The 24500-nt window shown below is 66.9% G+C and carries 25 protein-coding genes; 12 read left to right on the top strand and 13 right to left on the bottom strand.

All coding sequences use genetic code 11. From position 1 onward, the window contains the following. Positions 1–32: 32 nt before the first annotated feature. Together J6U32_RS00495 and J6U32_RS00490 are read right to left on the bottom strand one after the other, a co-directional pair. A complete protein-coding gene (locus J6U32_RS00495) occupies positions 33–1112 on the bottom strand; it encodes an NAD(P)H-dependent amine dehydrogenase family protein (RefSeq protein ID WP_208793076.1) in 1080 nt (359 codons plus the stop codon). Between the two features lie 35 nt (positions 1113–1147). Next, positions 1148–2218, bottom strand: a complete 1071-nt coding sequence (locus J6U32_RS00490; RefSeq protein WP_208795892.1) for a Rieske 2Fe-2S domain-containing protein — start codon at positions 2216–2218, stop codon at positions 1148–1150. 130 nt (positions 2219–2348) lie between these two features. On the opposite strand from J6U32_RS00490, the gene J6U32_RS00485 reads away from it, so the two are divergent. Further along, positions 2349–2990, top strand: coding sequence for a TetR/AcrR family transcriptional regulator (locus J6U32_RS00485; protein ID WP_208793075.1), 642 nt, complete (start codon positions 2349–2351; stop codon positions 2988–2990). Here the strand turns inward: J6U32_RS00485 and trxA are convergent. From trxA to J6U32_RS00465, 4 genes are read right to left on the bottom strand one after another with little or no spacing between them, the layout of a single operon-like run. Next, positions 2975–3352, bottom strand: a complete 378-nt coding sequence (gene trxA, locus J6U32_RS00480) for a thioredoxin (protein WP_014361789.1) — start codon at positions 3350–3352, stop codon at positions 2975–2977. The genes J6U32_RS00485 and trxA overlap by 16 nt on opposite strands. Positions 3353–3397: 45 nt before the next feature. Beyond that, positions 3398–5005 carry a glycerol-3-phosphate dehydrogenase/oxidase gene (locus J6U32_RS00475; RefSeq protein ID WP_208793074.1) on the bottom strand — a complete coding sequence of 536 codons (1608 nt, stop codon included), beginning with the start codon at positions 5003–5005 and terminating at the stop codon, positions 3398–3400. Beyond that, positions 5002–5844, bottom strand: a complete 843-nt coding sequence (locus J6U32_RS00470; protein ID WP_208793073.1) for a phosphotransferase family protein — start codon at positions 5842–5844, stop codon at positions 5002–5004. Before J6U32_RS00470 ends, J6U32_RS00475 begins: the two co-directional genes overlap by 4 nt. Further along, positions 5841–6506 carry a class II aldolase/adducin family protein gene (locus J6U32_RS00465; protein ID WP_208793072.1) on the bottom strand — a complete coding sequence of 222 codons (666 nt, stop codon included), beginning with the start codon at positions 6504–6506 and terminating at the stop codon, positions 5841–5843. Before J6U32_RS00465 ends, J6U32_RS00470 begins: the two co-directional genes overlap by 4 nt. Positions 6507–6586: 80 nt before the next feature. Here J6U32_RS00465 and J6U32_RS00460 point away from each other — a divergent pair, with 80 nt between their 5' ends. Continuing rightward, on the top strand, positions 6587–7240 hold the full coding sequence (locus J6U32_RS00460) for a helix-turn-helix domain-containing protein (protein ID WP_208793071.1): 654 nt from the start codon (positions 6587–6589) through the stop codon (positions 7238–7240). 65 nt (positions 7241–7305) lie between these two features. Here the strand turns inward: J6U32_RS00460 and J6U32_RS00455 are convergent, their stop codons facing one another. Beyond that, positions 7306–7941 carry a TetR/AcrR family transcriptional regulator gene (locus J6U32_RS00455; protein ID WP_244332446.1) on the bottom strand — a complete coding sequence of 212 codons (636 nt, stop codon included), beginning with the start codon at positions 7939–7941 and terminating at the stop codon, positions 7306–7308. Next, positions 7941–9170, bottom strand: a complete 1230-nt coding sequence (locus J6U32_RS00450) for an MFS transporter (RefSeq protein WP_208793069.1) — start codon at positions 9168–9170, stop codon at positions 7941–7943. The genes J6U32_RS00455 and J6U32_RS00450 overlap by 1 nt, the downstream gene beginning before the upstream one ends. Before the next feature lie 265 nt (positions 9171–9435). On the opposite strand from J6U32_RS00450, the gene J6U32_RS00445 reads away from it, so the two are divergent. The 3 genes from J6U32_RS00445 to J6U32_RS00435 are packed head-to-tail and all read left to right on the top strand — an operon-like array spanning position 9436 to position 12279. Continuing rightward, complete coding sequence (locus J6U32_RS00445; RefSeq protein WP_244332444.1) at positions 9436–10257, top strand: SDR family NAD(P)-dependent oxidoreductase; 822 nt, start codon at positions 9436–9438, stop codon at positions 10255–10257. Then, positions 10251–11015 (top strand): hypothetical protein, encoded by a 765-nt coding sequence (locus J6U32_RS00440; RefSeq protein ID WP_208793067.1) that lies wholly within the window; start codon positions 10251–10253, stop codon positions 11013–11015. Before J6U32_RS00445 ends, J6U32_RS00440 begins: the two co-directional genes overlap by 7 nt. A gap of 7 nt (positions 11016–11022) precedes the next feature. Then, on the top strand, positions 11023–12279 hold the full coding sequence (locus tag J6U32_RS00435; RefSeq protein ID WP_208793066.1) for an aminotransferase class III-fold pyridoxal phosphate-dependent enzyme: 1257 nt from the start codon (positions 11023–11025) through the stop codon (positions 12277–12279). Positions 12280–12308: 29 nt separating this feature from the next. Here J6U32_RS00435 and eutC read toward each other — a convergent pair whose 3' ends face one another. The 3 genes from eutC to eat are packed head-to-tail and all read right to left on the bottom strand — an operon-like array spanning position 12309 to position 15912. Continuing rightward, entirely contained in the window at positions 12309–13085 is a 777-nt protein-coding gene (gene eutC / locus J6U32_RS00430; RefSeq protein ID WP_208793065.1) for an ethanolamine ammonia-lyase subunit EutC, read from the bottom strand. Beyond that, on the bottom strand, positions 13082–14488 hold the full coding sequence (locus J6U32_RS00425; protein WP_208793064.1) for an ethanolamine ammonia-lyase subunit EutB: 1407 nt from the start codon (positions 14486–14488) through the stop codon (positions 13082–13084). The genes eutC and J6U32_RS00425 overlap by 4 nt, the downstream gene beginning before the upstream one ends. Then, positions 14485–15912 carry an ethanolamine permease gene (gene eat, locus J6U32_RS00420; RefSeq protein ID WP_208793063.1) on the bottom strand — a complete coding sequence of 476 codons (1428 nt, stop codon included), beginning with the start codon at positions 15910–15912 and terminating at the stop codon, positions 14485–14487. The genes J6U32_RS00425 and eat overlap by 4 nt, the downstream gene beginning before the upstream one ends. A 161-nt stretch (positions 15913–16073) precedes the next feature. Here eat and J6U32_RS00415 point away from each other — a divergent pair, with 161 nt between their 5' ends. The 4 genes from J6U32_RS00415 to J6U32_RS00400 all read left to right on the top strand — a co-directional run bounded on the left by J6U32_RS00415 (position 16074) and on the right by J6U32_RS00400 (position 20825). Then, complete coding sequence (locus tag J6U32_RS00415; RefSeq protein ID WP_208793062.1) at positions 16074–17600, top strand: APC family permease; 1527 nt, start codon at positions 16074–16076, stop codon at positions 17598–17600. Positions 17601–17634: 34 nt separating this feature from the next. Further along, complete coding sequence (locus J6U32_RS00410) at positions 17635–18372, top strand: IclR family transcriptional regulator (protein ID WP_208793061.1); 738 nt, start codon at positions 17635–17637, stop codon at positions 18370–18372. Positions 18373–18532: 160 nt separating this feature from the next. Further along, positions 18533–20053: a catalase gene (locus J6U32_RS00405; RefSeq protein WP_208793060.1), complete on the top strand. Its 1521-nt coding sequence runs from the start codon at positions 18533–18535 to the stop codon at positions 20051–20053. A 106-nt stretch (positions 20054–20159) separates the two neighbouring features. Then, a complete protein-coding gene (locus tag J6U32_RS00400; RefSeq protein ID WP_208793059.1) occupies positions 20160–20825 on the top strand; it encodes a nitroreductase family protein in 666 nt (221 codons plus the stop codon). 32 nt (positions 20826–20857) lie between these two features. Here J6U32_RS00400 and J6U32_RS00395 read toward each other — a convergent pair whose 3' ends face one another. After that, complete coding sequence (locus tag J6U32_RS00395; RefSeq protein ID WP_208793058.1) at positions 20858–21166, bottom strand: hypothetical protein; 309 nt, start codon at positions 21164–21166, stop codon at positions 20858–20860. 123 nt (positions 21167–21289) lie between these two features. On the opposite strand from J6U32_RS00395, the gene J6U32_RS00390 reads away from it, so the two are divergent. After that, positions 21290–22339 carry a hypothetical protein gene (locus J6U32_RS00390; RefSeq protein WP_244332442.1) on the top strand — a complete coding sequence of 350 codons (1050 nt, stop codon included), beginning with the start codon at positions 21290–21292 and terminating at the stop codon, positions 22337–22339. A gap of 134 nt (positions 22340–22473) precedes the next feature. Next, positions 22474–22914, top strand: a complete 441-nt coding sequence (locus J6U32_RS00385) for an anti-sigma factor (protein ID WP_244332441.1) — start codon at positions 22474–22476, stop codon at positions 22912–22914. A 10-nt stretch (positions 22915–22924) separates the two neighbouring features. Here J6U32_RS00385 and J6U32_RS00380 read toward each other — a convergent pair whose 3' ends face one another. After that, a complete protein-coding gene (locus J6U32_RS00380) occupies positions 22925–23350 on the bottom strand; it encodes an STAS domain-containing protein (protein ID WP_208793056.1) in 426 nt (141 codons plus the stop codon). 287 nt (positions 23351–23637) lie between these two features. Between J6U32_RS00380 and J6U32_RS00375 the strand changes: the two genes are divergently transcribed. Further along, entirely contained in the window at positions 23638–24405 is a 768-nt protein-coding gene (locus tag J6U32_RS00375; RefSeq protein ID WP_208795890.1) for a SigB/SigF/SigG family RNA polymerase sigma factor, read from the top strand. Positions 24406–24500: the final 95 nt, after the last annotated feature.

The raw sequence follows: 24500 nt of genomic DNA, 5'->3' as shown, positions 1-24500 counted from the left end.
TGTTTGTCCGACGATTCCTGCGCGCGAGGGTCTTAACCGGCGAATCGTCCGGCGAACGCCCGCAGAGGTAGGTCGGCGCTGGTGACGATACCGGGCGGCGCCGCGACGACCGCGCGGATCGCATGCAGCGCGGGCATTCCGGTGACCGTCATCCCGATCGACGCGAAATTCTGCGGATCGGAGAGATCGACGCCGGGCCGCGGGAAGATCATGTGCTTGTTGTAGACACACGGATCGCCCTGAATCTGAGTCAGGTAGCAGCCCTTGATGTCCCACGAGGGATCGGTGTGTGGCGTCATCTGCCACTCCAGGTGGGACTCCACACGCGGCACCCCGCCGACCATGCCCTGATACCGGATGTAGCTGCCGCCCAGCGATCCCTTCGGTAGCTGATACCAGCCGAGATCGACGTCCTTGGTGCAGGCGCCGAGCTCATAGCCGAATGTGACCTCGTCGAGTTGGAGGTCGAAGGCGTCGGCCATCAGATACACCGAGTCGGCGAAGACCGCGGTGTATTTGTACAACATGTCCGGCAGGCGCGGATCATCCACGGGCAGGCCGTAACCCACTTCTCGCCAGGTCTGCGCGGAGTGGTGGCAGGACACGTCGACCGACTCGGTGACGGTGATGTTCTCGATGTCGGCGACGTCGGCGGAATTGACGATGCCGAGGATCTGACAGAGCCCCGGATTCATCCCGGTGCCGTAGAAGGTTGCCCCGCCACGTGCGCAGGCATCGGCGATCACCTCACTGACGCGTCGCCCCGACGGATGCGGGTGGTTGGTGTCGCGGTGGTAGCCGGTGATCCAGTCGGCGGTGGTCACGACGTCGATCCCCGCTTCGAGGACCGCCACGTAGAGGTCTTCGTCGGGGAAGACGCCGTGAAAGGTCACCACGTCCGGGCGCGCGGCGATGATCTCCGTGACGGATCCGGTGGCGCGCACTCCGATCGGTTCCATCCCGACGATCTCACCGGCGTCGCGGCCGATCTTGTCCTCGGTGTAGCAGTGCAGCCCGACGAGTTCGAGATCCGGGTGGCGCTGGATGCGGCCGATGGTCTCGGTGCCCAGATTGCCGGTGGCGACCTGGAATACGCGGATGGGAAGGCTCATCGGGACTACCTCTCGCCGTGGTGTGGGGGTGGGGATCAGGCGCTGGTGACGTGCGCGGACGGATGCAACGGAACGATGGCACCACTGTGCGGCGTGCGTGGGTCGGTTCCCAGATCCTCGCCGTCGGGGTAGAACTGCTCGGCCCAGCGTCGAAGGGCGGTGAACCCGGCGAACTCCTTGCGGGACAACGCCGGTGGGTCGGAGTAGCGCTGGTGTGACCAGATCTCGACGTCGGCGGCGAACTGCTCGATGACCAGGTCGGCCATCGTCTGCCCGTAGGGGGTCATCCCGGTGGCGTTCTCCTCGCCGCGTTTGCGGCCGATCCACACGGTGAACCGGACGTCGCAGGTGTGCTCGTCGACCGGGGTGACCGCGGGCATCGTCCGGTTCTCGATCATGCCCCAAGACCTCGTCACCGAGCAGCCGAGCCCGGCGTTGATGGAATAGACTCCGCTGCCGGCATTCTCGAGGGTCTTACCCTCCTCGAACGCGATCGTGAAATCCACATAGGACACCGGGCCGTCGAAGTCGTGCCGGGTGAACTCCGGCATGAACGGTGTGTTGTGCACAAAGAGGAAATGCGCGAAATCGACGCCGTTCTCCAGCACGTACTGCGGGTGCAGCTCGAGCCCGCGCCAGCAGCGGATCGCCGCGGGCACCGGCGGATAATAGCGGCGCGCGGCGTCGGCGTCGTCGCCGAACGCGGTGAAGATGTCGGGCACCTCGAAATACGGTGCGCGACCGTGCTTGTCGTACCAGATCCAGATCGACTCGTTGCGCTCGACGACCGGATGGCTACGGATACGACGCCCCTTGTTCGGGCGCGCCTCGTACGGGATGCACACATTGCGGCCTTCGCTGTTCCACTGCCAGCCGTGAAACGGGCACTCGAGGTTCTCGCCTTCGACATGTCCGCCGTATCCGAGGTGGGCACCGAGATGCTCGCAGTAGGCGTCGAAGACCGAGACCCGGCCCGACGCCGACCGCCACGCGACCATCTCCTGGCCGAAATAGGTCATCCGGATGACCGCGCCGACCTCGACCTCCGCCGACCACGCGACCTGGAACCATCCGGTCGGTTCCATCGACAACGGAGTCTTGGCCACCTCGGGTCCTTCCGGCAGTTCGCCTCGCTCGCGGGCTGTCGCGAGCGGTGTTCCCACCAGAAAAGTAGAACCCTCTACGAAAAAATACAAGAGGGTTCTACGAAAAGCCTCGCGCAGTAGGCTCCAGGTCATGACAGAGGCTGCGGTGCGTCGCCCCAACAAGCGGGGGCAGGCGACGCGGGACGCGATGCTCGACGCCGCGGTGGCGTCGCTGGCCACCGGTGATCCGGGATCGGTCTCGGGCAACCGCATCGCCAAGGACATCGGGGCGACGTGGGGTGCCGTCAAGTACCAGTTCGGCGACATCGACGGACTCTGGGCGGCGGTGTTGCGCCGTACCGCGGAGCGTCGCGGGACCCTGCCGGTGCGCGCCTTCGACCACCACACCACGCTGCGCGAGCGTGTCCACGCCATCGTCGACCTGATGTACGAGGGACTCACGGCGCCGGACTCGCGCGCGATCGAGACCCTGCGCGCCGCTCTGCCGCGCGAGTCCGCTGAACTCGAACGCCTCTACCCGCAGACCGCCACCGAATTGCGCTCGTGGGCGCCGCAATGGAACAACGCCTGCCAGAACGCATTCGGCGATCTCACGATCGACCCACAGCGTGTGACGGCGTTGGCCGCCTTTCTACCCGGCGCAATGCGGGGGTTGGTCTCGGAGAAACAACTCGGCAGCTATAGCGACCTCGACGTCGCGCGTCGCGGACTTGCCGACGCCATCGTCGCCTACCTCGCGCCGACCGGGGAGAGCGGTCAGGACGAGGCCTGATCCGACTCCGACTTCGCGATCTCGGCGCGGACCTCGTCCATGTCGAGGCCCTCGACGGCGTCGATGAGCTGCTCGAACTGCGCTGCGGGCAGCGCGCCGGGCTGATTGAAGACGAGGACGCCGTCGCGGAAGGCCATCAGCGTGGGGATCGACCGGATGCCCAGGCTCCCGGCGAGTTGTTGCTGCGCCTCGGTGTCGATCTTGCCGAAGGTGATGTCGGGATGTGCTTGGGCGGCCTTGTCGAAGACCGGCGCGAACTGGCGGCAGGGCCCGCACCAGCCGGCCCAGAAATCGAGGAGCACGATGCCGTCCTGTTCGACGGTGGCTCCGAAGTTCTCGAGAGTGATCTCGTGTGTACTCATACCCCTGTCAAGGCCGACCCACCAGGGCCTATTCCCGACTCTCGGTCAATCCACCGGGACGCCCAGGCCGGCGCGCGCCTCGGCGATCTCCCGGGTGATCCGCGCCGCGTCCCATCCGAGCTCGGCGCCGGCGATCTGTGCCATCGCGGTGAGGTCGTCGTCGGCGGGCAGACCCACGGTCCCGATACCGGTGCGTCGCAGCAGCAGATCGAGCAAGGTGCGAGGCGCTTCGTGTCGCGCGGAGTGGGCCACGGCCGCCAGGGGGATGCCGTCGCGTGTCACCGGGCGCGCCAGCTCCGGGCACTCGATCGCCCGCGCCAGCACGTCGTCGGCGTCGGTGCCGTAGATCTGCTCGACGATCGCGACCGTCCGTGCATCGAGCCCGCCGGCCCGACTGCTGTGCTCGCCGGTGGGTAGACAGCCCGCGAGAAGTGTTGACGCGCTGGAACTCCGGCGTACCGACAGTCCCTCACGCTCGGCCAGGGCGGTGACCGCCTTCTGTGCGAACGCGCGCGAATTGGTGTACTTGCCGCCCGTCGCGGTGACGATGCCGGCGAGTCCGTCCTTGCGGTGGTCGACGAGTTCCGAAGCGCGACTGGCGTTGTAGGTGTCCTCACCGTTCTGCTCGGTCAGTGGTCGCAGGCCGCCGTAGGCCGCGACGACGTCGTCGAGATCGAGCCGGACCGGGACCATCGATGCGGAGTTGATCGCGTCGAGGAAGGTCTCGATCGATGCGCGGGTCAGCCGCCAGTCCTCGACCGCGCCCCGGTACGGGGTCTCGGTCGGTCCGATCAGTGAGAGCCCACGCCAGGGTGCGAAACTGAAATGTCCGTGCCCGGAGACGGTGAGCACCATCGTCGTCGACAGTTCGCGGGTGACGAGATAGATGCCTTCGGATCGGACCGTCGGCGGTGGTCCGGCGATGTTTTCGGTGAGTGGGCTGCCCGCCAACACATCACGTGCCCATGGTCCGGTGGCGTTGACGGTGACGCGTGCGCGCACCTCACCGGCCGCGCCGGTGAGCCGATCGCAGATGTGTGCCCCGACCACCCATCCGCCGCCACCGATGATCGTCTGTACCGCAACACCATTGGCGACGAGTGCGCCGTGCTCGGCGGCACTGCGCAGAAACGCCAGGGTGAGGCGTTCGGGGAAGGCCATCATCGCGTCGTGGAACAGTGCGCCGGAATGCAGGTCGGTCAGGCCGCGTGCTGCGAGCTCATCGTGATCGAGAATACGATGGCGCGGAATGCGTTTGGTGGGATCGCCGATCCGGTTGCGGTCGGCCGAGAGCAGGTCGTAGGCGGTCAGTCCGACGCGTTCGACGATGCCGGGATCGGGCAGCACCATCGGGATCGGTGAGACCAGGTTGGGAGCGATCGACATCAGGGTCCGTCGCTCCGCCAGGGACTCGCGCACCAGCCGGACATCGAACTGCTTGAGGTATCGCAGTCCGCCGTGGATCAGTTTGCCCGTCGCCGCCGAGGTCGCACCGCCGAAGTCGGACCGTTCGACGAGTGCGACGTCGAGTCCGCGGCTCGCCGCCTCGTAGGCGATCGCCGCACCGGTGATGCCGCCGCCGATGACCAGGACGTCGACCGTCGTCGTGGAAGCACCGAAGTCGTTGCGCCGCAACCGGGGTACGGGACTCATTGGTCGGTTGCGGAAGGATCGGTCCCGCAGAGGTCGGCCCGGATGCGGGCGAGAAGGTCGGTACGTTCGCTCTCGACGTTGAGCCAACCCAGGCGCAGGATGCGGGCCGTGGTCATCCACGGCGCGATCCGCTCGGGTCCGATCCCGGTGCGGCGTCGGTACTCGGTGAGGTAGAACCGCAGCATCACCCGCCGAACCGATTGGTAGACAACGCGTTGCAGTGCCGAGATACCGGGGAACAATTCGGCTTCGGTGAACAGCAGGGACGTCGCGGCGACGTCGGCGGCGGGGTCGCCGACCGCTGCGGACTGCCAGTCGATGGTGGCCAGTCCGCCGTCGTGTTCGAACACGTTGAGCGGATGGAAGTCCAGGTGCAGCACCGAATCACCGCTCGGCAGCGCGCGGATTCGACGACGCAGCGTGTCGCGTTCGGTGTCGTCGAGGTCGGACAACGGGGCGGTGTCGAGGAGCGAGACCGCCACCTCCCGCACATCGGGGAAGACGTCGCTGCGGGCGGCGTGGATGCGGGCCTGCTCGGCGGCGAGCATCCGGGCCACCGCCGGGATGCGGTAGGGGCGTCGTTCGGCGACGGTGGTGAGGGCCACCCCGTCGAGACGATCGAAGACGATTGCGTCCCGCCCGTCGTCGAGGGCGGCGATGCCGTGACAACGAATCGGGGTGATGCCCAACGTGTTCGCCTCGATCGAATCGCGGACTTCGGTGGCGATGGCCGCGTCGTCGAGGGCCCCGGTGAATACCTTGACGACCCGGTCGGGGCCCCACTCAAAGATGTCGGCGGTGCGACCGGTGGCCAGTTGACGCCCGGGCGTTGCGGTCATCCGATCTCCTTCGTGCCGCCGTATCCGATGCGCAGCGCATGTTCGATGACACCGTGCTGCTGGGTCTCGTTCAGGGTACGGGGCGCCGCGATGGCGTGTGCGCGCCAATAGATCTCACACAACCACTCGAGCAGCAGCGCGTTGTCGGCGGCGGCGGCGAGGTCGTTGCCGAGGGCCACCGCACCATGATTGGCCATCAGTGCCGCGAGGCGTCCGCTCAGCGCCGAGTGCACCGCCGTGGCGAGCTCGGGGGTGCCGAAGGTCTCGAATGGGGCGACACGCAGCGATCCGCCGAGGGAGAGCTGTTGATAGTGGATCACCGGCAACTCGGTGCACACGACGGACAGCGCCGTCGCGAATCGGGAGTGGGTGTGCACCACCCCGGACAGGCCGGCGAACTGCGGCTGCCGGTACACCCCGAGATGCAGGTCCACCTCTGAACTCGGCGACAGATGACCCTCGAGTACCGCGCCGTCGAGGTCGACGACGGTGACCTCGTCGGCGTCTGCGGAGGTGAGATCGATCCCGGATGCGGTGATGGCCACCACCCCGTCGATCCGGGCACTGACGTTGCCTGCGGTACCGATGAAGAGGCGGCGTTCGCCGAGGTAGCGGGACATCGCAGCGACGCGTTCGCGCAGACCGGTGGTGTCGACTGTCACGCACAACAGCGTGAGTGGACGGAAAACCAAAGTCAAGTTTGGTTGTGTGTCGCTCGACGTTCGGCGGATATGGTGGGCCGGTGTGTTCCGCTCCAGACGAGCCGGCTCCGGCCGCTCCGCCGAAAGACGATCTTTCGTCGGTACCCCTGAAGCGCACGCCCACCCAGTCGCGATCACGCGAGAAGGTCAGCAAGGCCCTCGCAGCCGCCGACCGGATCGCGGTGCGCGAGGGTGTCGACGCGCTGACCCTGACCCGGGTGGCCGAGGAGGCGGGGCTCTCGGTCGGCGCCCTGCATCAGTATCTGCCCGACCGTGACGCGATCGCCGCCGCCCTCGTCGCCCGCTACCACGAGCGCATCGAGAACCTGATGGACGACGTCATCGATCGCATCGAGGTCGAGGAGATCGCCGACCCGGTCGCCGAGGTGATCGGACACATCGCGGGGATCTACACCGACGAGCGCAGCGTGCAGATCGTGCGGTCCATCGCGCGGCTGCCGGGAGGGCCTGGGCGAGCACACAAGGCGCGGATGGCGGTCAAGGTGTGCGAGCTGATGCAGGCGTGTGGACTCACCGGATGCGATATGACGGTGGCGCGCACCGTGTTCGCCGCGGCCGACGCAGTGATGCACGAGGCGTTCAGTGCGGTGGGTGAGGACGGTGCGACCACCCCGGACACGGCGTTGCTGGCCGAGTTGGAGGACATGATCCGGGCGTACCTGGATCGGCGCTGACCCGGAGGGTCTTGATCGGCGCTGACCCGGAGGGTGTTGATCGGCGTTGACCCGGAGGGTCTTGATCAGCGCTGACCCAAACGGTCGGAATCGCCGACCACCTCGAGCGCCGACAATCCGACGAGCAGCGCGCGGAGACCGAGCAGAAGACTCTCGACGTCGGTGGTGTCGGGATCGGCGATGCGATGCAACGAGAATCCGTCGATCATCGCGAGCATGGCGTCGGCGGCCAGCGGGTTCTCGACACCTGCGGCATTCAGCGCGCGGCGGGCAACGTCGCGGGTGGCCTCGATGATCGTGACGACCCGCTCGCGCAGCTCCGGCTTGCGCGAGGCGTAGAGGTAGATCTCGAACTGTGCGACGGTGTGCGGGTCGTGTTCGCTGCGGATGAAGTCGACGAAGCTGCCGATCAATCGGCCCGCCGACGCGGGGCCGTCATCGAATACGCCCTCGAGTGCGCCGAGTCGGGCGACCTCGCGGTCCATAGCCTCGGTCACGGCTTCGGCCATCAGCTCGTCGATCGACTCGAAGAAGTAGCTGGTCGACGACGGGGGTAGTCCGGCCGTCGCGGCTACTGCCCGGTGGGTGACGGCGGCGAGCCCCTGCTCGGCCATGATCTCGATGGTCGCGTCGAGCAGCTTCTGCCGACGCTGACGGCTGCGTCCGCGGACGCCCCGCTCGGTGCTCTGGTGGCTGGTCATCACACCACGCTCGGTGCGGGGCGCCAGCGTGTCGTGTCGATGCGCCGCGCCAGCGGGATGACCGCGACGAGGCCGGCCGCGGGGATCAGGAATCCGAGTCCGATCCCGGAGCCCGATGCGATGGCGCCGATGATCACCGCACCGAGGATGACGCCCGCGTAGTTGAAGAGGTTCACCCGTGCGATGACCTCGTCGCGGCGTGCGGGCAGGATGCGTCCGGCCGCGGCGAAGGTCACGGGGATCAGGATGCCGCCGCCGATGCCGGCGATGGCCAGGCCCACGATCGCCCCGGCGAAGGCCGGGACGGCGGCGATCACCACACAGCCGGCGACGCCGATGCCGATCGCGGCCAGGGCCAGACGCGTGATGCCCACCCGGATCTCCAGGCGGTCGGTCACCAGGCGCGACAACAAGGTGGTGACCTGATACAGCGCATACCCCAGTGGGGCGAGGTGGGCGAGGTTGTCGAACGCGTTGGTGAGGTAGACGGTGCTCCACGTCGAGACCGCGGAGTCGAGCATGTAGATCGCCATCAGCGTAGCTCCGACGAGCCAGATCGCGCGGCGCGGCAACGGGATTCGTTCCGCGTCGGGCGCAGGTGACGGCTCGGCGTCGGGTTGGGCGTGGATCGCCTCTTGGGACGGATCGAGGCCGACGACGCCGAACACCGCGACCGCGAGTTGGATCGCGCCGGCGGTCAGCAGTGCTCCGATCGCGCCGGCCGCGGTGGACAGGAAGGCGCTCATGGCCAGCGCGCCGAGGGCGGCCGCCGCGGTGTAGGCGGCATAGAAGCGTCCGAGATGCGTTGTGGCCGTGCGGGCTTCGAGCATGGTGCCCTGCATGTTGGCGGCGGCGTCCATGGTGCCCAGGCCGATGCCGTAGACCACCACGGCTGCGATGAATGCGGCGAACACGGGCGCGAACGCCATCGTCGCGATCGCCGCCACCTGCACCGTCAGGGCGGTGCAGACCGCGACCCGGCTGCCCCGGCGTACCGAGATCAGGTCGGCGGCCACCGAGCCGATGCCGGCCATGACGCACGTGCCGAGCAGGATCACCGCGACGCCCTGGTCGTCGATTCCCCAGGTGTCCTGGAAGGTCGGCAAGGCCGTCATGACCGCGGCGTATCCGAGTCCCTGTGCGGCGTATCCGCAGGCCACCGCAGTCTTGCGGACCCGCAGTGAAGGCAGTCCCTCGACCGTGTCCGGTCCTGTCGGCGTGATCTGCATGCCTGGTCCCCCTGTCGATGTGCGGTCAATTATCACCGGCGCCGTGGCGTGGTGGACGCCGAAACCTTGCCGGACTCCAGAGTCTGGACTAATGTCCCGGTTACTCCCATTAAGAGTGCGGGAAGTCGACGCCGCAAGTGGGCAGATTCACCGTTTACGTCGATGAAACTCGAGAATTCTGCGGCAGCGTCGCCAGCCGAACGAGTCATTTGTCCAGGAATTGGGGATGTGTGTGACTGCACGCTGTCTCCGGGAAGCGGGAGCTGTGAGCGCAGATGCGCCGACGGCGCTGGTCACCGGCGCCAGCTCGGGTATTGGCAAGGGCTTTGCCGAACGGTTCGCCAGGAACGGCCACAACGTCGTGCTCGTCGCGCGTCGGGTCGAGCGATTGCGCGCCCTCGCCGAGAGTCTCGAGCGTCGATTCGGGGTGTCGGCGGCCGTCGTACCCGCCGATCTGGCCGACCCTGCCGCGCCGGGCGCGCTCGCCGCACATCTTCGCGAGGTTGGCCTCGACATCGGAATCCTCGTGAACTGCGCGGGTTTCGGCACCGCCGGTCGGTTCGTCGACGAGGACGCCGATCGGATCCTCGAGGAGATGACGGTTGATGTGGTGGCGCCGGCACTGCTCACCCGCCACCTCCTGCCCTCGTTGCTGGCGGCCGGTCCGGCGGGCGCACTGATCACCGTGTCGAGTACCGCCGGTCACCAACCGGTGCCCAATCTCGCCGTCTATGCCGCCTGCAAAGCTTTCGTGACGTCGCTGACCTCGGCCATCTGGGAGGAGAGCCGCGGAAGCGGTCTGCGCGTCCTGGCTCTCTGCCCCGGGCCGACCGCCACCGAGTTCTTCGAGGCTTCGGGCTCCGAACAGTTCAAGGTCGGTCGGCTCGGCACCGTTGAGGAGGTCGTCGATGCCGCGTTCGCCGCGCTCGACACCACGTCCGGGCCGGTGGTCACCGTCGGCCTCGGCAACCGCATCCAGGCGTTCGCCGCCCGATGTGCCCCGCGTCGGCTGGTGCTGACCGTCGGCGCCCGATCGACCACCCGGGCCGGCAGCGGCCCTCGAGAAAAGGATGGCCGCCCATGCTGATCGACGTCGACGAGCGCGTCCGCGCCGAGATCAACCTCGACGCCGTGTTCGGGGCACTGCCGACCCTGGTCGAATTGGTGCCCGACGCCCGCGACATCCTGTCGCCCATGCGCTCGGACACCACGTTGACGCTCCGGGCGCCCGGACTGAACGCGCGCTACACCTTCGGGAGCGGCGGTATCCGACCTGGTTGGGGCGCAGGCGGTCCCACGTTGTTCTTCACCTCAGCCTGCCATCTCAACGCGGTCGTCGCCGGTGACTCGTCGCCCATCCCGGCCGCCGGACCGCGCGGGCTACGATTCCTCACCAAGGTGTTCACACCGCTGACCAACCTTCTCGGTGAGTATCTGAGACCCGACCCTCAGCGTCTCGCCGACCCGCGGTTCCGGGAGATCTCCACGTTGCTGACCCTCGAGGTGGTGGCCGGCGCACTCACCGTTGTTGCCAATAATGATGACAGCGGCCGATTCTCGGCGGCGCATATGCCTGACGGGCGCATCGACATGCAGATCGGTGACGAATACACCTATCGATTCGGGGTCGCCTCGTCGTACATGCGACGCACCGACGTCACCTCTGCCCCCCCGACCGCGGTCTTGCGTTTCGCCGACCTGACCGTGGTCGGCGACGTGCTCGCCGGGCGCGAATCCTCGTTGGCCTGCGTTGGCGACGGCCGCATAGCCATGTACGGACTGATCCCGCTCATCGACAACCTCAACCGCATCCTCGACCGTGTCGGGGCCTACCTGGAGCCATGATCGCCACATGACCGACATCCAATCCCCCAGCCGCTCTTACACATACGCGGCGAGCGACGCCGCATTTGCCCGTGCCGCCAAGGTGATTCCCGGAGGTGTCTACGGCCACCTGTCGCCCACCGAGGGCATGCACATCCCGCGATCGGCTTTCCCGAAGTTCTCCTCACATGCCCAGGGCACCCGATTCTGGGACCTCGACGGCAATGAATTCATCGACTACATGTGCGGATACGGTCCCAACGTCCTGGGTTACGGTGATCCCGATGTTGCTGCCGCAGCCGATGTCCAGGCGCGCAAGGAAGATACCGTCTCGGTTCCGTCGGTGGCGCTCGTCGACTTCGCCGAGGTGATGGTCGACACCGTCGCGAGCGCCGACTGGGCATTCTTCGCCAAGAACGGTGGCGATGTGACGACGCTGGCGATCATGACCGCGCGCGCCGCCACCGCACGCCGCCGAATCGTCTTCTTCTCCGGCTACTATCACGGCGTCGACCCGTGGGCACAGAAGCTCGACTATCCCGGCGTCCTGCCGCAGGACGTCGGTGGCAACATCGAGGTGAAGTGGAACGACATCGACTCGCTCAGAGAGACTTTCGCCGAACATCGCGGTGAGATTGCCGCCCTCATTGCACAGCCGTACCAACACGGGAACTTCGCCGACAACGAACTACCAGCGCCTGGGTTTTGGGCCGCGGTTCGTGCACTCTGTGACGAACACGGAGTGGTGCTCATCGTCGACGACGTGCGCGCCGGCTTCCGTCTCGACCTCGCCGGCAGTGACCATCACTACGGCTTTTCTGCCGATCTCATCTGTTTCTGCAAGGCGATCGCCAACGGCTACAACGTGTCCGCCCTGTGCGGCCGGGAGAGCTTGCGGTCGGCGGTCAGCAGCATCACCTACACCGGTAGCTACTGGATGAGTGCGGTCCCGTTCGCCGCCGGTATGGCAACCATCGCCAAACTCAAAGAACTCGATGCGCCTGCGTTGTTCCGGGAACTCGGCACTTCTCTGACCCAAGGTCTCGTCGACGTCGCCGCCGGTCACGGTCTGACCCTTGTCGCCTCCGGCGAGCCGGCGCTGTTCTACCTTCGCATCGCCGACGATCCGTCGTTGATGTTGCATCAACGCTGGATCGCCGAATGTGTTCGACGCGGGGTGTTTCTCACCTCTCACCACAACCACTTCATCAACGCCGCCCTCACCTCCGACGACATCGTCCGAACACTGGAGGTCGCCGACGAGGCGTTCGGTGCAATCGTGTGAAGACTGTCGGCACACACGCCCGGCGTGCTTCAGGTGAGCCCCGACTGCTCTGCCGCAGCCACCGCGGCCTCACCTGCGGAGGTGTCCTTCAGGGCGACGCCCGACGCGCCGAGTTGCCGGGCACCGGCGACCAACGCCGCAACGATCCGGGCGGCGTCGGCGTACCCGAGACCGTCGGGTGGGTGGATGTTGGAGATGCAATTGCGTTCGGAGTCACGCCGACCCGGCTCGGGCGCATAGGTGAGGTAGATACCGAGACTGTCGGCGACCGACAGGCCCGGCCGTTCGCCGATGATGACGATCAGCATCTCCACACCGAGTGCCTCACCGATGTGGTCGCCGAGGGCCACCCGGGCCTGGGAGGCGAGAACCGCTGGCGCGAGGGTGAATTGCGGTGTCAGAACCGACGCCAGGGCATCGACGAGGGCGACGGCATGGGTGTCGACGGCGGTCGCCGACAGTCCGTCGGCGATGACGATGCCGATGTCGGCGCCCGACGACTCGATCGATGACAGATCCGCGGGCATCCGGCCGAGGTCGGGCCGCCGCAGATATTCGGTGCGGGAGGAGGCCCGGCTGGTCACCGCGAGCGGTTCGCCGAAACCCAACTCCCGCAAGCCCTTGCTGACGGTGTCGATGTCCATCGGGGTGTGGACGGCGTCGCGGGCGGCGGCGTGATCGGCCTGGAAGGTCAGGACGTCGTGCGTCGCCAGGGTGTATCCGCTGCGCCGCAAACCGATTCGTGCCTGTGTGGTGCGCCGCATCAGATCCCACGGGTCGTGGGCGGGGGTGTTGCCGGTGCTCATGAGGCGGCCAGTCCGCGCAGCGGTGAGGTGTGCGGATCGAGGGGGGTGACCCGTCCGCCCTCGTCGGCCATGCCGATGGTCTGCATCCACGCCTCGAATTCCGGTGCGGCGCGCAGTCCCATGACCTCGCGCAGGTAGAGCACGTCGTGAAAGGACAGGCTCTGATAGCCCAGCATGATGTCGTCGGCGCCGGGCACGGTGATGACAAACGGGCAGCCCGCCAGGCCGAGCAGACTCAGCAGGGTGTCCATGTCGTTCTGATCGGCCTCGGCATGGTTCGTGTAGCAGACGTCCACACCCATCGGCAGGCCGAGGAGCTTGCCGCAGAAGTGATCCTCGAGGCCGGCGCGGATGATCTGTTTGCCGTCGAACAGGTATTCCGGCCCGATGAAGCCGACGACGGTGTTGACCAGGAGTGGGTCAAGCGCTCGGGCCACCGCATACGAGCGGGTCTCCAGGGTCTGCTGATCAACCGGCCGACCGCCGGTGCCCAGGTGCGCACCCGCCGAAAGTGCCGATCCCTGACCGGTTTCCAGGTACATGACGTTGTCGCCGACCGTGCCGCGCCCCAACGATCGGCCGGCCTCGTTGGCTTCGCGCAGCACGGCGAGGTCGACGCCGAATCCGCGGTTGGCGCCCTCGGTACCGGCGATGGACTGGAAGACCAGGTCGACCGGCGCGCCCTCCTCGATGAGCCCGATGGTGGTGGTCACGTGCGAGAGCACACACGACTGCATCGGAATGTCGAAGCGGGTGCGGATCTCGTCGAGCAATCTCAGCAATGTGGCGGTGGCGTGCGGTGAGTCGGTCGCCGGGTTGATCCCGACCACCGCATCACCGCAACCGAGCAGCAGTCCGTCGAGCAGCCCGGCGGCGATGCCGCGCGGATCGTCGGTCGGATGGTTGGGCTGCAGCCGCGTCGCCAGGCGGCCCGGCAATCCGATGGTCGTGCGGAACGCCGAGATCACCTCGATGCGACGGGCGACGGCGATCAGGTCCTGGTTGCGCATCAGTTTGCTCACTGCCGCAACCATTTCCGGGGTCAGCCCGGGTGAGACGGCACGCAGCCGCCGTGGTCCTTCCGGATCACCGACCTGCTCGAGCAACCAGTCGCGCAGGCCGCCGACGGTCAGGTGTGACACCGGCGCGAAGGCCTCGCGGTCGTGGGTGTCGATGATCAGCCGGGTGACCTCGTCGGACTCATACGGCACCACCATCTGTTCGAGGAATACCGTCAGCGGGAGGTCGGCGAGCACCCAGGCGGCGGCCGCCCGCTCGGCGTCGGACTCCGCGGAGCACCCGGCCAGCTCGTCGCCCGAGCGTGCGGGCGTGGCCTTGGCCAGCACCTCGACGAGGTCGGCGAAGGTGTAGGTCTGTCCGCGCAGTGTCTGACGGTAGGTCACGAGAGTCCTTCTTCGGCGTCGGCGATGGCCTGGAACTCTTCGTCGGCGGTGGCGAAGACGAGCCGCTTGCGGCTGTAAAAGCCAAAATAGCCCATGATCACCGCGAACACGATCAGACAGCCGGTGGCGGCGGTGATGTCGACGAGGAAGGTCGCGATGACCGCGAGGACGGCGACGACGAGGGCGAACGAGGTGGTGACGATGCCACCGGGCGTCCGGTAGGGGCGCGCCAGTTGCGGTTCGCGGACGCGAAGCACGATGTGGCTGATCATCATCAGCACGTAGCTCAGCGCAGCCCCGAAGACCGCCATGTTCAGCAGCATGGCGCCTTCACCGGTCAATGACAGGCCGAATCCGATCAGGCCGGGCACGATCAATGCCAGCGTCGGCGCCTTGCGGGAGTTGGTGACCGACAACGACTTCGGCAGGTATCCGGCGCGTGACAGCGCGAACAGCTGCCGGGAGTAGGCGTAGATGATGGAGAAGAAGCTCGCGATCAGGCCGGCGAGGCCGATGTAGTTGACGACGGTGTGCGCCGCGCCGCTACCCAGCGCCTCGACCAGCGGGTTACCCGAATCCTGCATGGCCTCGGCGCCACCGGCCCCCGACACCAGGAACAGCACCAGCGCGCAGGTGAACATCAGCGCGCACATCGCCGCGATGATGCCGCGCGGCACGTTGCGGGCCGGGTCCTTGGCCTCTTCGGCGGCCAGCGGGACACCCTCGACCGCGAGGAAGAACCAGATCGCGAACGGGATCGCCGACCAGATGCCCAGATATCCGTGCGGGAGGAACGAACTCGCACCTGCAGCGTCGGTGGGTGCGATGTCGGTCAGGTTGGCCCACGAGAAGTCGCCGAGCGCCGCGATCGCGAAGATTAGCAGCCCGAGCAGGGCGATCGCGGTGATCACGAACATCACCTTGAGTGCTTCGCCGACGCCGGCGAGGTGGATGCCGATGAACAGTGCGTACGCGGCGAGGTAGACCCACCAGCCGTCGGTGATGCCGAACAGATGCAGGGATTCGACGTAGGCCCCGATGAACGTCGCGATGGCCGCCGGGGCGATCGCGTACTCGATGAGCACGGCGGTACCGGTGGCCATCCCGCCCCACGGCCCGAGCGCGCGACGGGCGAAGGTGTATCCGCCGCCGGCTGCGGGCAGTGCCGAACTCATCTCGGCCATGCCCAGCACCATGGCCAGATACATCGCGGCGATGACGACCGCGGCGATCGCGAGACCTCCGAAACCGCCCTGGGCCAGGCCGAAGTTCCAGCCGGAGTAGTCACCGCTGATGACGTAGCTGACGCCGAGGCCGGCGAGCAGCACCCACCCGGCGGTGCCCGTCGCGAGTCGGCGTTTGTCCAGGTAGTCGCTGGTGGCAGCGGTCGCGTCGGCGACGTGACCGCGTTCGGTGGTGCTCATGGGCGCCTCTTTCGGTGGGCGGCGAGATCGGCGTCGGTCTCGCCGGGAAGGGAACGAGACTCGACGCTACGAGGTGTGTGTCACGTCACAATGGCGCTCATGTAAGGCATGCCGAGAATCACGGACGCCGACATTCTCACACTGGTTAACACGGATGAAACATGAAAACGACGCGCGGAAACGCGCTCTCGGTCACCGTGGAGGGCGCCATGTCCTCGTCGATCTCTCGTCGTCGCGCCACCGGATCGCCACTCGTCGCCGACGAGTCGCCCGTCCGGGGGCTCACGCGTCGTCAACTCCCCTTCATACCCGTCTTCGCGCAATCGGTCGCGGCCATCGCCCCGGCCGGTACGTCGGCGGTGACGCCACTGTTCGTGATCGCGGCGATCAGTGGTTCCGGTGGCGTGCTCGCCTTCGCCGCGGCCGCCGTCGTCATCATGCTCGTCGCCGCATGCATCCGACCGATGGCCCAGCGACTGGCAGTGGTCGGCGGGCTGTATTCCTATGTGGCTCAGGGGTTCGGACCTCGTGTGGCGCTACCGACGGCGTGGTCGGCGATCCTCGGCTACGGCTCGGTGAGCATGGCCGGATTGCTTGCCGTCGGGCTGTATCTGAGCCATATCGCGGTCAGCCTCGGCGTGGCCGCCGCGCCGTCGGTGATCGCGATGTGTGTCATCGTCGTCGCGTCTGCGGCGGTGATGACGGTATTGATGGTGCGCGGGGTCAAGGTCTCGGCAACGGCAATCCTCGGCATCGAGATCGTCGCCGTCGTCATCATGGTCGGGCTGATGCTGTGGTTGGGGATCACCCACCGCGGTGCCGGATACTCGGCGGCCTTCACCTCGCACATCGACCCCGGCTCGATGGGTCTCAACATCGTCGTCGCGGTCAGCGCCTTCGTCGGATTCGAATCGGCGACCACCCTCTCCGCCGAGGCCCGACGGCCCTTCCGCAGTGTTCCCCGCACCCTGATGTGGACGCCGCCGGCCGCCGCGGTGATCTATCTGCTCGCGGTCATTTCGCAGTCGGTGGCGATGGCCGGCGCGCCCGAGCGCATCCGTGAGAGCGCCACCCCACTGGCCGCCCTGTTCCTGTCCGAAGGCACCCGCATCGCGTCGGTGATCCTCGACCTCGGCATCGCGACCTCCTTCTTCGCCTGCGCGCTGGCCTCGGTGAATGCACTGGTCCGGGTGCTGTTCACGCTCGGCCGCGAGCAGGTCGTGCCCGCCGGTTTCGGCCGGGCCCACCGACGCTTCCACACCCCGGCGTTCGCGACGGTGTGCGCGATGGGCGTCGTCGTCGCCGGTCCGCTGATCTTCCTGTGGTGCGGCGGCAACGCGCAGACCGGCATCCGCGACTTCTTGACGCTGAGCGCGCTGGGCTACATGGGCAGCTATCTCACCGCATGCCTGGCAGCGCCGGCGATGCTGCGTCGGATCGGCGAGGCGAGCCGCGCGATCACCCTGCTGGGTGCGGCGACGGCGACGATCATCGTGGTGCTCCTCGTCACCGGATTCACCACCGACGTCGGCAGCGGGCGGGTGCTGTGTGCGATCTACGTGATCTCGATGTTCGTCGTCGTCGCCGCGGTGACCGTGATCGCGCGATACACACCAACCCGATTCGGTCGCGTCGGTGTCTTCGACGCCACGAGCCGCGACGACATCCTCACGGTGACCCTGCGATGACGCGGGACCCTGCGATGACGCGGCAGGTGCACCCGTGGCGATAGGACGACCCGACCGTGCCGATTCGGTGGCTCGGGCGCTGCAAATCATCGAGGCGGTCGCCGACCTGGGGCTGGGCACCACCGGCAGCGAGATCGCCCGACATCTGGGCTTCCCGCAGGCCAGCACCTACCGGCTGCTCAACGGGCTGGTCGCCGACGAGTACCTGGTGCGGACCGCCGACCTGCGCGGCTTCGCGCTGGGTGCCCGGCTCTCGACGATGCTGTCGGGGGTGCTGCCACCACCGGTGCCCGCGCGGGCGCGGGAACTGATCGACGAGTTCCGGTCATCGGTGCGTTTCGCGGTGCACCTGGTCTACTTCCGGCCCACCACGCTACGGGTCCTCGACCCCGACCCCGACCATCCGCTGACCGGTATCGGTGAACTCATGCGCTATCCGCACGCGTCGGCGCCGGGCAAGATCCTGCTCGCGTCGCTGTCGCAATGGCGGGAGGTGGTCGGCACCTCACCGACACCACTCACCCCGGCAACCATCATCGACCTCACCCGCCTCGGCGATGAGATCGCACAGATCCGCCGGACCGATGTCGCGATCGACGACGGTGAGCTCGTCTGCGATCACGCCCACGTCGCCGTGCCGATCCTCGACGTCGACGGCGACGTCCGCGGCGCGGTGATGATCGGCGGCGTCTCCACCCGGCTCGACGCGATCCGTTCCCTGGTCGACGCGGCGAAGGGGCTCTCCTCGGCGCTCGGTCCGCTGCTGTTCTGACGCCGACCTGGACATCGGCGCCCGGCGAGCGGCTACCCTCGAAGCAGTGGTGCTCGAGAAGCCTGGCACCCTCGCGCTCGCCTTTGCGATGCGAGCCGGCGCCACAGCCCGGCGTCGGCGATGGACACAATCAATCCGGCTCAACGCCGTTGGAGGCGATATGTCCGAGAACAACGATTTCTACACCACCCGCGACTCCGGCGCCCCGGCGGGCAGCGACGAGCATTCGTTGACCGTCGGCGCCGGCGGGCCGATCGTGCTGCACGATCACTATCTGATCGAGCAGATGGCCCAGTTCAACCGGGAACGCATCCCGGAACGACAGCCACACGCCAAGGGCAGCGGCGCCTTCGGCACCTTCGAGACCACCGAGGACGTCTCGGCGTACACGTGCGCCGGGTTGTTCCAGCCAGGGGTGAAAACCGAGATGGTGGCCCGGTTCTCCACCGTGGCCGGGGAGCGTGGTAGCCCCGACACCTGGCGTGACCCAAGGGGTTTCGCGCTCAAGTTCTATACCGACGAGGGCATCTACGACATGGTCGGCAACAACACACCGGTCTTCTTCGTCAAGGATCCGATGAAGTTCCAGCACTTCATCCGGTCGCAGAAACGCCGCGCCGACAACAACCTTCGAGACCACGACATGCAGTGGGACTTCTGGACGCTCTCGCCGGAGTCGGCCCATCAGGTCACCTGGCTGATGGGTGACCGGGGTATCCCGAAGACGTGGCGGCACATGAACGGTTACAGCTCGCACACCTATCTGTGGGTCAATGCGCAGGGTGTGAAGTCCTGGGTCAAGTACCACTTCATCAGTGATCAGGGCATCGAGTTCTTCACCCAGCACGAGGGCGACCAGATGGCCGCGGCGGACACCGATTTCCACACCCGGGATCTGTTCGAGTCCATCGCCGGCGGCGACCATCCGAGTTGGACGCTCAAGGTGCAGATCATGCCCTACGACGACGCCGTGGCGTACCGGTTCAATCCGTTCGACCTGACCAAGGTGTGGCCGCACCGCGACTATCCGTTGCAGGAGGTGGGCCGGATGACGTTGCACACCAACCCCACCGACAATCACGCACAGATCGAGCAGGTCGCCTTCGAGCCGAACAACGTGGTGCCGGGTATCGGATTCAGTCCCGACCGGATGCTGCTGGGCCGGGTGTTCTCCTACGCCGACGCGCACCGCCACCGTCTGGGCGCCAACTACAAGCAGATCCCGGTCAACGCCCCGCGCAACGAGGTGCACACATACTCCAAAGACGGTGCGATGCGCATCAATCCGGTGACCGATCCGGTGTATGCGCCGAACTCCAAGGGCGGTCCGGCAGCGACGTTCGCCGGGCAGGCCGAGCCGCAGTGGGCCGCCGACGGCGACATCATCCGCAGCGCCTACGTCGATCATCCCGAGGACGACGACTGGGGTCAGGCGGGCACGATGGTGCGCGAGGTCCTCGACGATGCCGCCCGGGATCGCTTGGTGGACAACATCGTCGGTCACCTGCTCAACGGTGTCAGCGAGCCCGTGCTGGCCCGGGCCTACGAGTACTGGAGCCGGGTCGACACCGATCTGGGCGCCAAGATCAAGAAGGGCGTCACCGAGAAGGCCGACGAGCCCGACCCGAAGAAGGACGAGCAGGGCAATCCGGCGCGGTCGTCGATGCAGCAGAAGGTCTAGCTCGGCAGCCGAATACAGATACCACGTGAGCGGGCTCCGACCCCCGATTTTCCGGGGTCGGAGCCCGCTCATGTGGAGGCCGTATTCGTGGTGGGAGGATCGAGACATGGAATTCGACGACGTCATCCGCACAACCTTCGCCGCACGCGAGTTCACCGACGACCCGGTGTCCGACGAGGTGCTGTGGGAGATCCTCGACACCGCACGCTTCGCGCCCAGCGGTGGTAACCGGCAGGGCGCGCACGTGATCGTGGTGCGCGACCCGGACACCAAGCAGGCGATCGCCGAAAAGAGCAAGACCGGTGCCCGCCGCTACCTGGCCCAGCGCGCCGCGGGTGAAATGCCGTGGAATGTCGTGCATCCCAGCGCGGTCACCGACGCCGACCTCGCCGCCACCGAAGGCGTCGACGAGTTCGTCGCCCCGCTCGCCGCCGCGCCGGTGCTCCTGGTGGTGACGGTGAATCTGGAGGTCGTGGCGTCGATGGACAAGGATCTCGACCGCATCGGGGTGGTCCCCGGCGGCTCGATCTATCCGCTGGTGTGGAACATCCTCACCACCGCGCGCTCGCGCGGATACGGCGGCACGATCACCACGATGGCCGTCACCGAGGAACCCGGCGTCCGCGTACTCCTGGCGATCCCCGACACTCACGCGGTGGCGGCGGTGCTGCCGCTGGGCAAGCCGGTCAAACAACTCACCCGGCTGCGGCGGGAACCCGTCGAGGACTTCGTGACGCAAGAACGCTTCGACGGCAACCCGTTCACGCTCTAGCGGGGCGCCCCGAGATCAGTTCACCGATCCCGTCAGTCCACCGATTCGGCATGACGGTCGTCGAAAACCCGCCAGCGCCCCGACCCGCCGTCGGCCGCCCCAATGTGGTCGACCAGGCCACGATGGCCGGCCTCGCGTGCACAGTGCGCGCAGCAGAAGATGTCGTTGCCGCTCTCGAATCCGTGCCCGAGGATGCGGCACCGGCAGTGTCCGCAGTGCGGTGCGAGAGCGGCGATCGCACACTCGAAGCTGTCGAAGATCCCACCGGACTGCGCGTCACCGCCGATCGTGATCGTCATTGCCCGCGGGTGCTCGTTGCCGCACATGTCGCAGATGGCCATCGCCGTCTCCTCGTCTGAATGGTGGGGAAGACTTCCCGCTATCCGGGGATACCCGGGGACGCCGAGGTCAAACCCGTAGAACGCCGCGATTGACCCGCGTTTGCGATGGGTACCCCGGACCATATGACACGAGCAGCAGACGAGGCACCCGGTTTACGCATCATCGCCGAACCCGGCTTGCCCGCCACCATCGTGGAAAAGTCCGAGGACGAGATCCGCGACGTTCTGGAGTCCAACGCATTCGAGTACGCGGGGCTGACGGTGGCCGACGAATCGTCGCTGGAGCTGGAACCCAAATCCAACCTGGAGGCCGTGCGCTCGGGCGAGACACTCGGCCCCGAAGCGGTCGTGTTCCTCACCGAGATACCGAGATTCGCCGAGAGTCGTACCCGCACAACCGATGTGGTGTCGATCGAGGTCGACGCCGCGCGCGAGTCGGCGGTGATCTCCGCGCCTGCCTTCGGCCCGTTCCCGCGGAGGCGACTGATCGACGCGATCGGCCTCGCCGCCGACCGACTCGGTGGTCGGCGAGAGCCCCAGCCGGGCGGGCGCCGCTGGTCGACCGACCCGACAGCAGGCACCGACCGACTGCTCGACGGCGGGGGAATCGGCCGAATGCGGTTGACAATGGGCATGGTTCGGGGCAACCGGCCGTGGCGGCTGATCCCCACGCTCACCGGCATGACCGCGGCCGCGGCCGCCGCGGCCTCGTTCGGGGTGTTCTTCACCTCGATCTGGTCGATGGCCGATGCGCTGAGCGTGTGGCGGCTGCTGGGCATCTCGCTGCTGTCGCTGGTTCTCGCGACCGTCTGGCTGGTGGTCAACAATCGGCTGTGGGACACCCCGCGCCGCACGACGGCGCGGCGTGCGCGGCTCTACAACATCGCCACCGTGGTCACCGTCGCCTTCAGTGCGGCGGTGCTCTATCTGGGATTGTTCACCGCGACCCTGCTCGCCGCGGTCATCGTCATCGACTCCGGGTTCATGACGCAGACGCTGGGGGCGCCGGTCGACGCCTGGAACTACCTGAGCCTGGCCTGGCTGGCGACGTCGTTGGGAATGTTCGCCGGCGCCATCGGGTCGAGCGCCGACAGTTATGACGATGTGCTGCGGGCCACGTACGGATATCGTGAGCGCACCCGGCGGCAAGCGCAGCGTGCTCGGTGCGGATGACGGCGCCTGCAGCCGGGTCGGACGAACCGTCGCGGTTTGCAGGTTTTGGCCAACCGAGTGCGGGGTAAGCGCCGGGTCAGAGATGACGATGACTTCAGACGACGACGAGTTCAGACTCTGTGAGGAGAGGGAACGTGGGAGACAGTGGTGTCACAGGAGGTCATGCGGTGATCATGGACCTGCTACGGGCAACGAACGAGCCGGTGGAACTCACGGTGAGTGCCGACGTCAGTCGTCTGTCGATCATCCGCTCGGTGGTGGAGCGCACCCTCTATCTCGACGACTGGACGGTCGACGAGGTCACCGACGTCAAGATCGCCATCGACGAGATCTGCTCGCAGCTCATGTCCGCCACCGTGCCCGGTGGACGCCTGCGCGTCACCATCTCGGTGGGCCCCGAGGGGTCGGTGGCCGAGGCGGCGGGCTCGGTGGTTCCCGGGTTCGAGATCGACACAACGGGTTTCGGGTGGCGGGTGGTGACCACGCTGAGCGATGCACAAACCATCGCCAGTGTTGATCAGCGCGACCACCGTGATCTCACCGTGGTGTTCGGCAAGTCGCGCATCGCGGGCTGAATGGCACCCGTCACCGTCCGGCGGCGCTGATCACCACGGCCCATCCGGCACTCTCCAACGAATCGTGGATGTCGAGGGTAGAGGTCGGGGCGCATGCTCGTAGGGGTCGGGTCACCGAGATGCCGCCGACGACGGCTACCGGCAAGCCGAGGCGCGCGGCTTCTTCGCCGAAGCGAACCAGTACGCCGAGACCGGAGGCGCTGAGGAAGGTCACACGCTCGAGGTCGACCACCACACCCTCGGGGCGCTGACCCAGAATTCGATCGAGTGCTGCGACGAAATCCGCCACGGTGTGCAGATCGATCGTGCCGGTGAACTGCTGGACGCAGAACGAGCGTCCGGAGAGCATTGGTGATTCAGGTGAATCCCGGTGTGGTGCCGATGATTTCGACCTGTTGACCGGATGATAGGTGAGGTTGGTGTCGAGCTGTTTCATGTGCAGCCTCCGTCTCGTTCGAGGACACCGGAGTACGACGAGATGGATGATCCAGTCTCTGACGTCCGCAGCTGCTTGACTGAACCGCTGAATTCAACCGTACGGGTATGCGAGACGGTCTTCAAGTGGTGTTTGACATGACGCGTCCGTGGGTACGGTCGAGATGAGGCAATATCGCCCGGCCACTGGTCGATGCGACGCTGTGTGCCAACGGAGGGGTTTGTTTGTCGGAGTCTCGAGGACCGGACGAGCGTCGGCGCGACGACGAGTACTCCGACGTGGCCCCGATGCTCGCTGATCTGGCGGCCGAGACGGACGGGCACCGGCGTGCTGTTCTGCGCGATCGGGTCATCGAGCGGTGTCTACCGTTGGCCGACCACATTGCGCGGCGCTTCGCCGACCGGGGAGAGGCTTTCGACGACCTGGTTCAGGTGGCGCGTATCGGCCTGGTCAACGCCGTGGATCGCTTCGATGCCGATCGAGGAGCGGGTTTTCTCTCGTTCGCGGTACCGACCGTCATGGGAGAGGTCCGCAGGCACTTCCGGGACAGCACGTGGAGCATGCGGGTGCCGCGGCGCACGAAGGAGAACTCGCTGCGCATCGGCCGGGCGAGTGAAGAATTGTTGCAACGGCTCGGACGTTCACCGCGGCCCAGTGAACTCGCCGAGTACCTCGATCTGCCCGTCGAGGATGTCATAGACGGATTGATGGCGCGCTCGGCCTACAACTCGGTGTCCATGGACGCCGAGACCGACGCGCAGCGACGCCCGTTGGGTGAGACCATCGGTGGCGACGACGAGCATCTGGCCCAGGTCGACGACTACGTCACCCTGGCCCCGGCGATGGCCCGGCTGCCCGAGCGTGAGCGAACCATCTTGTCGCTGCGCTTCTTTCACGCAATGAGCCAGAGCGAGATCGCGGCCCGGGTGGGTATCTCGCAGATGCATGTCTCCCGGTTGCTCACGCGGACCCTGCGGTCGTTGCGGGAAGAGCTGGCCGATCCCGACGATCACGACGCCGACACCGCATCGCCCGGAGGCATGCCTCCGGCCTGATCAGAGAGGTAGTGGCACATGCAGATGGACCATTCACGTGCACCGTTGCTGGAGGCATTGGCGGCCTACCGATCCGAGGGCCGCCACGGGTTCAT

Origin of the sequence: Gordonia polyisoprenivorans (genome assembly GCF_017654315.1) — a bacterium.
Classification (GTDB): Bacteria; Actinomycetota; Actinomycetes; order Mycobacteriales; family Mycobacteriaceae; genus Gordonia; species Gordonia polyisoprenivorans_A.
Note: the sequence above shows the minus strand (reverse complement) of the source record. Positions and strands in the feature narration are given on the sequence as shown.

Coding starts and splice junctions, on each gene's coding strand:
- eutC (WP_208793065.1), bottom strand. CDS start 13,085: ATGAGCACCGGCAACACCCCCGCCCACGACCCGTGGGATCTGATGCGG.
- J6U32_RS00405 (WP_208793060.1), top strand. CDS start 18,533: ATGTCCGAGAACAACGATTTCTACACCACCCGCGACTCCGGCGCCCCG.
- J6U32_RS00375 (WP_208795890.1), top strand. CDS start 23,638: ATGCTCGCTGATCTGGCGGCCGAGACGGACGGGCACCGGCGTGCTGTT.
- J6U32_RS00450 (WP_208793069.1), bottom strand. CDS start 9,170: ATGCAGATCACGCCGACAGGACCGGACACGGTCGAGGGACTGCCTTCA.
- trxA (WP_014361789.1), bottom strand. CDS start 3,352: ATGAGTACACACGAGATCACTCTCGAGAACTTCGGAGCCACCGTCGAA.
- J6U32_RS00390 (WP_244332442.1), top strand. CDS start 21,290: ATGACACGAGCAGCAGACGAGGCACCCGGTTTACGCATCATCGCCGAA.
- J6U32_RS00495 (WP_208793076.1), bottom strand. CDS start 1,112: ATGAGCCTTCCCATCCGCGTATTCCAGGTCGCCACCGGCAATCTGGGC.
- J6U32_RS00475 (WP_208793074.1), bottom strand. CDS start 5,005: ATGAGTCCCGTACCCCGGTTGCGGCGCAACGACTTCGGTGCTTCCACG.
- J6U32_RS00470 (WP_208793073.1), bottom strand. CDS start 5,844: ATGACCGCAACGCCCGGGCGTCAACTGGCCACCGGTCGCACCGCCGAC.
- eat (WP_208793063.1), bottom strand. CDS start 15,912: ATGAGCACCACCGAACGCGGTCACGTCGCCGACGCGACCGCTGCCACC.
- J6U32_RS00380 (WP_208793056.1), bottom strand. CDS start 23,350: ATGAAACAGCTCGACACCAACCTCACCTATCATCCGGTCAACAGGTCG.
- J6U32_RS00415 (WP_208793062.1), top strand. CDS start 16,074: ATGAAAACGACGCGCGGAAACGCGCTCTCGGTCACCGTGGAGGGCGCC.
- J6U32_RS00485 (WP_208793075.1), top strand. CDS start 2,349: ATGACAGAGGCTGCGGTGCGTCGCCCCAACAAGCGGGGGCAGGCGACG.
- J6U32_RS00395 (WP_208793058.1), bottom strand. CDS start 21,166: ATGGCCATCTGCGACATGTGCGGCAACGAGCACCCGCGGGCAATGACG.
- J6U32_RS00455 (WP_244332446.1), bottom strand. CDS start 7,941: ATGACCAGCCACCAGAGCACCGAGCGGGGCGTCCGCGGACGCAGCCGT.
- J6U32_RS00440 (WP_208793067.1), top strand. CDS start 10,251: ATGCTGATCGACGTCGACGAGCGCGTCCGCGCCGAGATCAACCTCGAC.
- J6U32_RS00400 (WP_208793059.1), top strand. CDS start 20,160: ATGGAATTCGACGACGTCATCCGCACAACCTTCGCCGCACGCGAGTTC.
- J6U32_RS00435 (WP_208793066.1), top strand. CDS start 11,023: ATGACCGACATCCAATCCCCCAGCCGCTCTTACACATACGCGGCGAGC.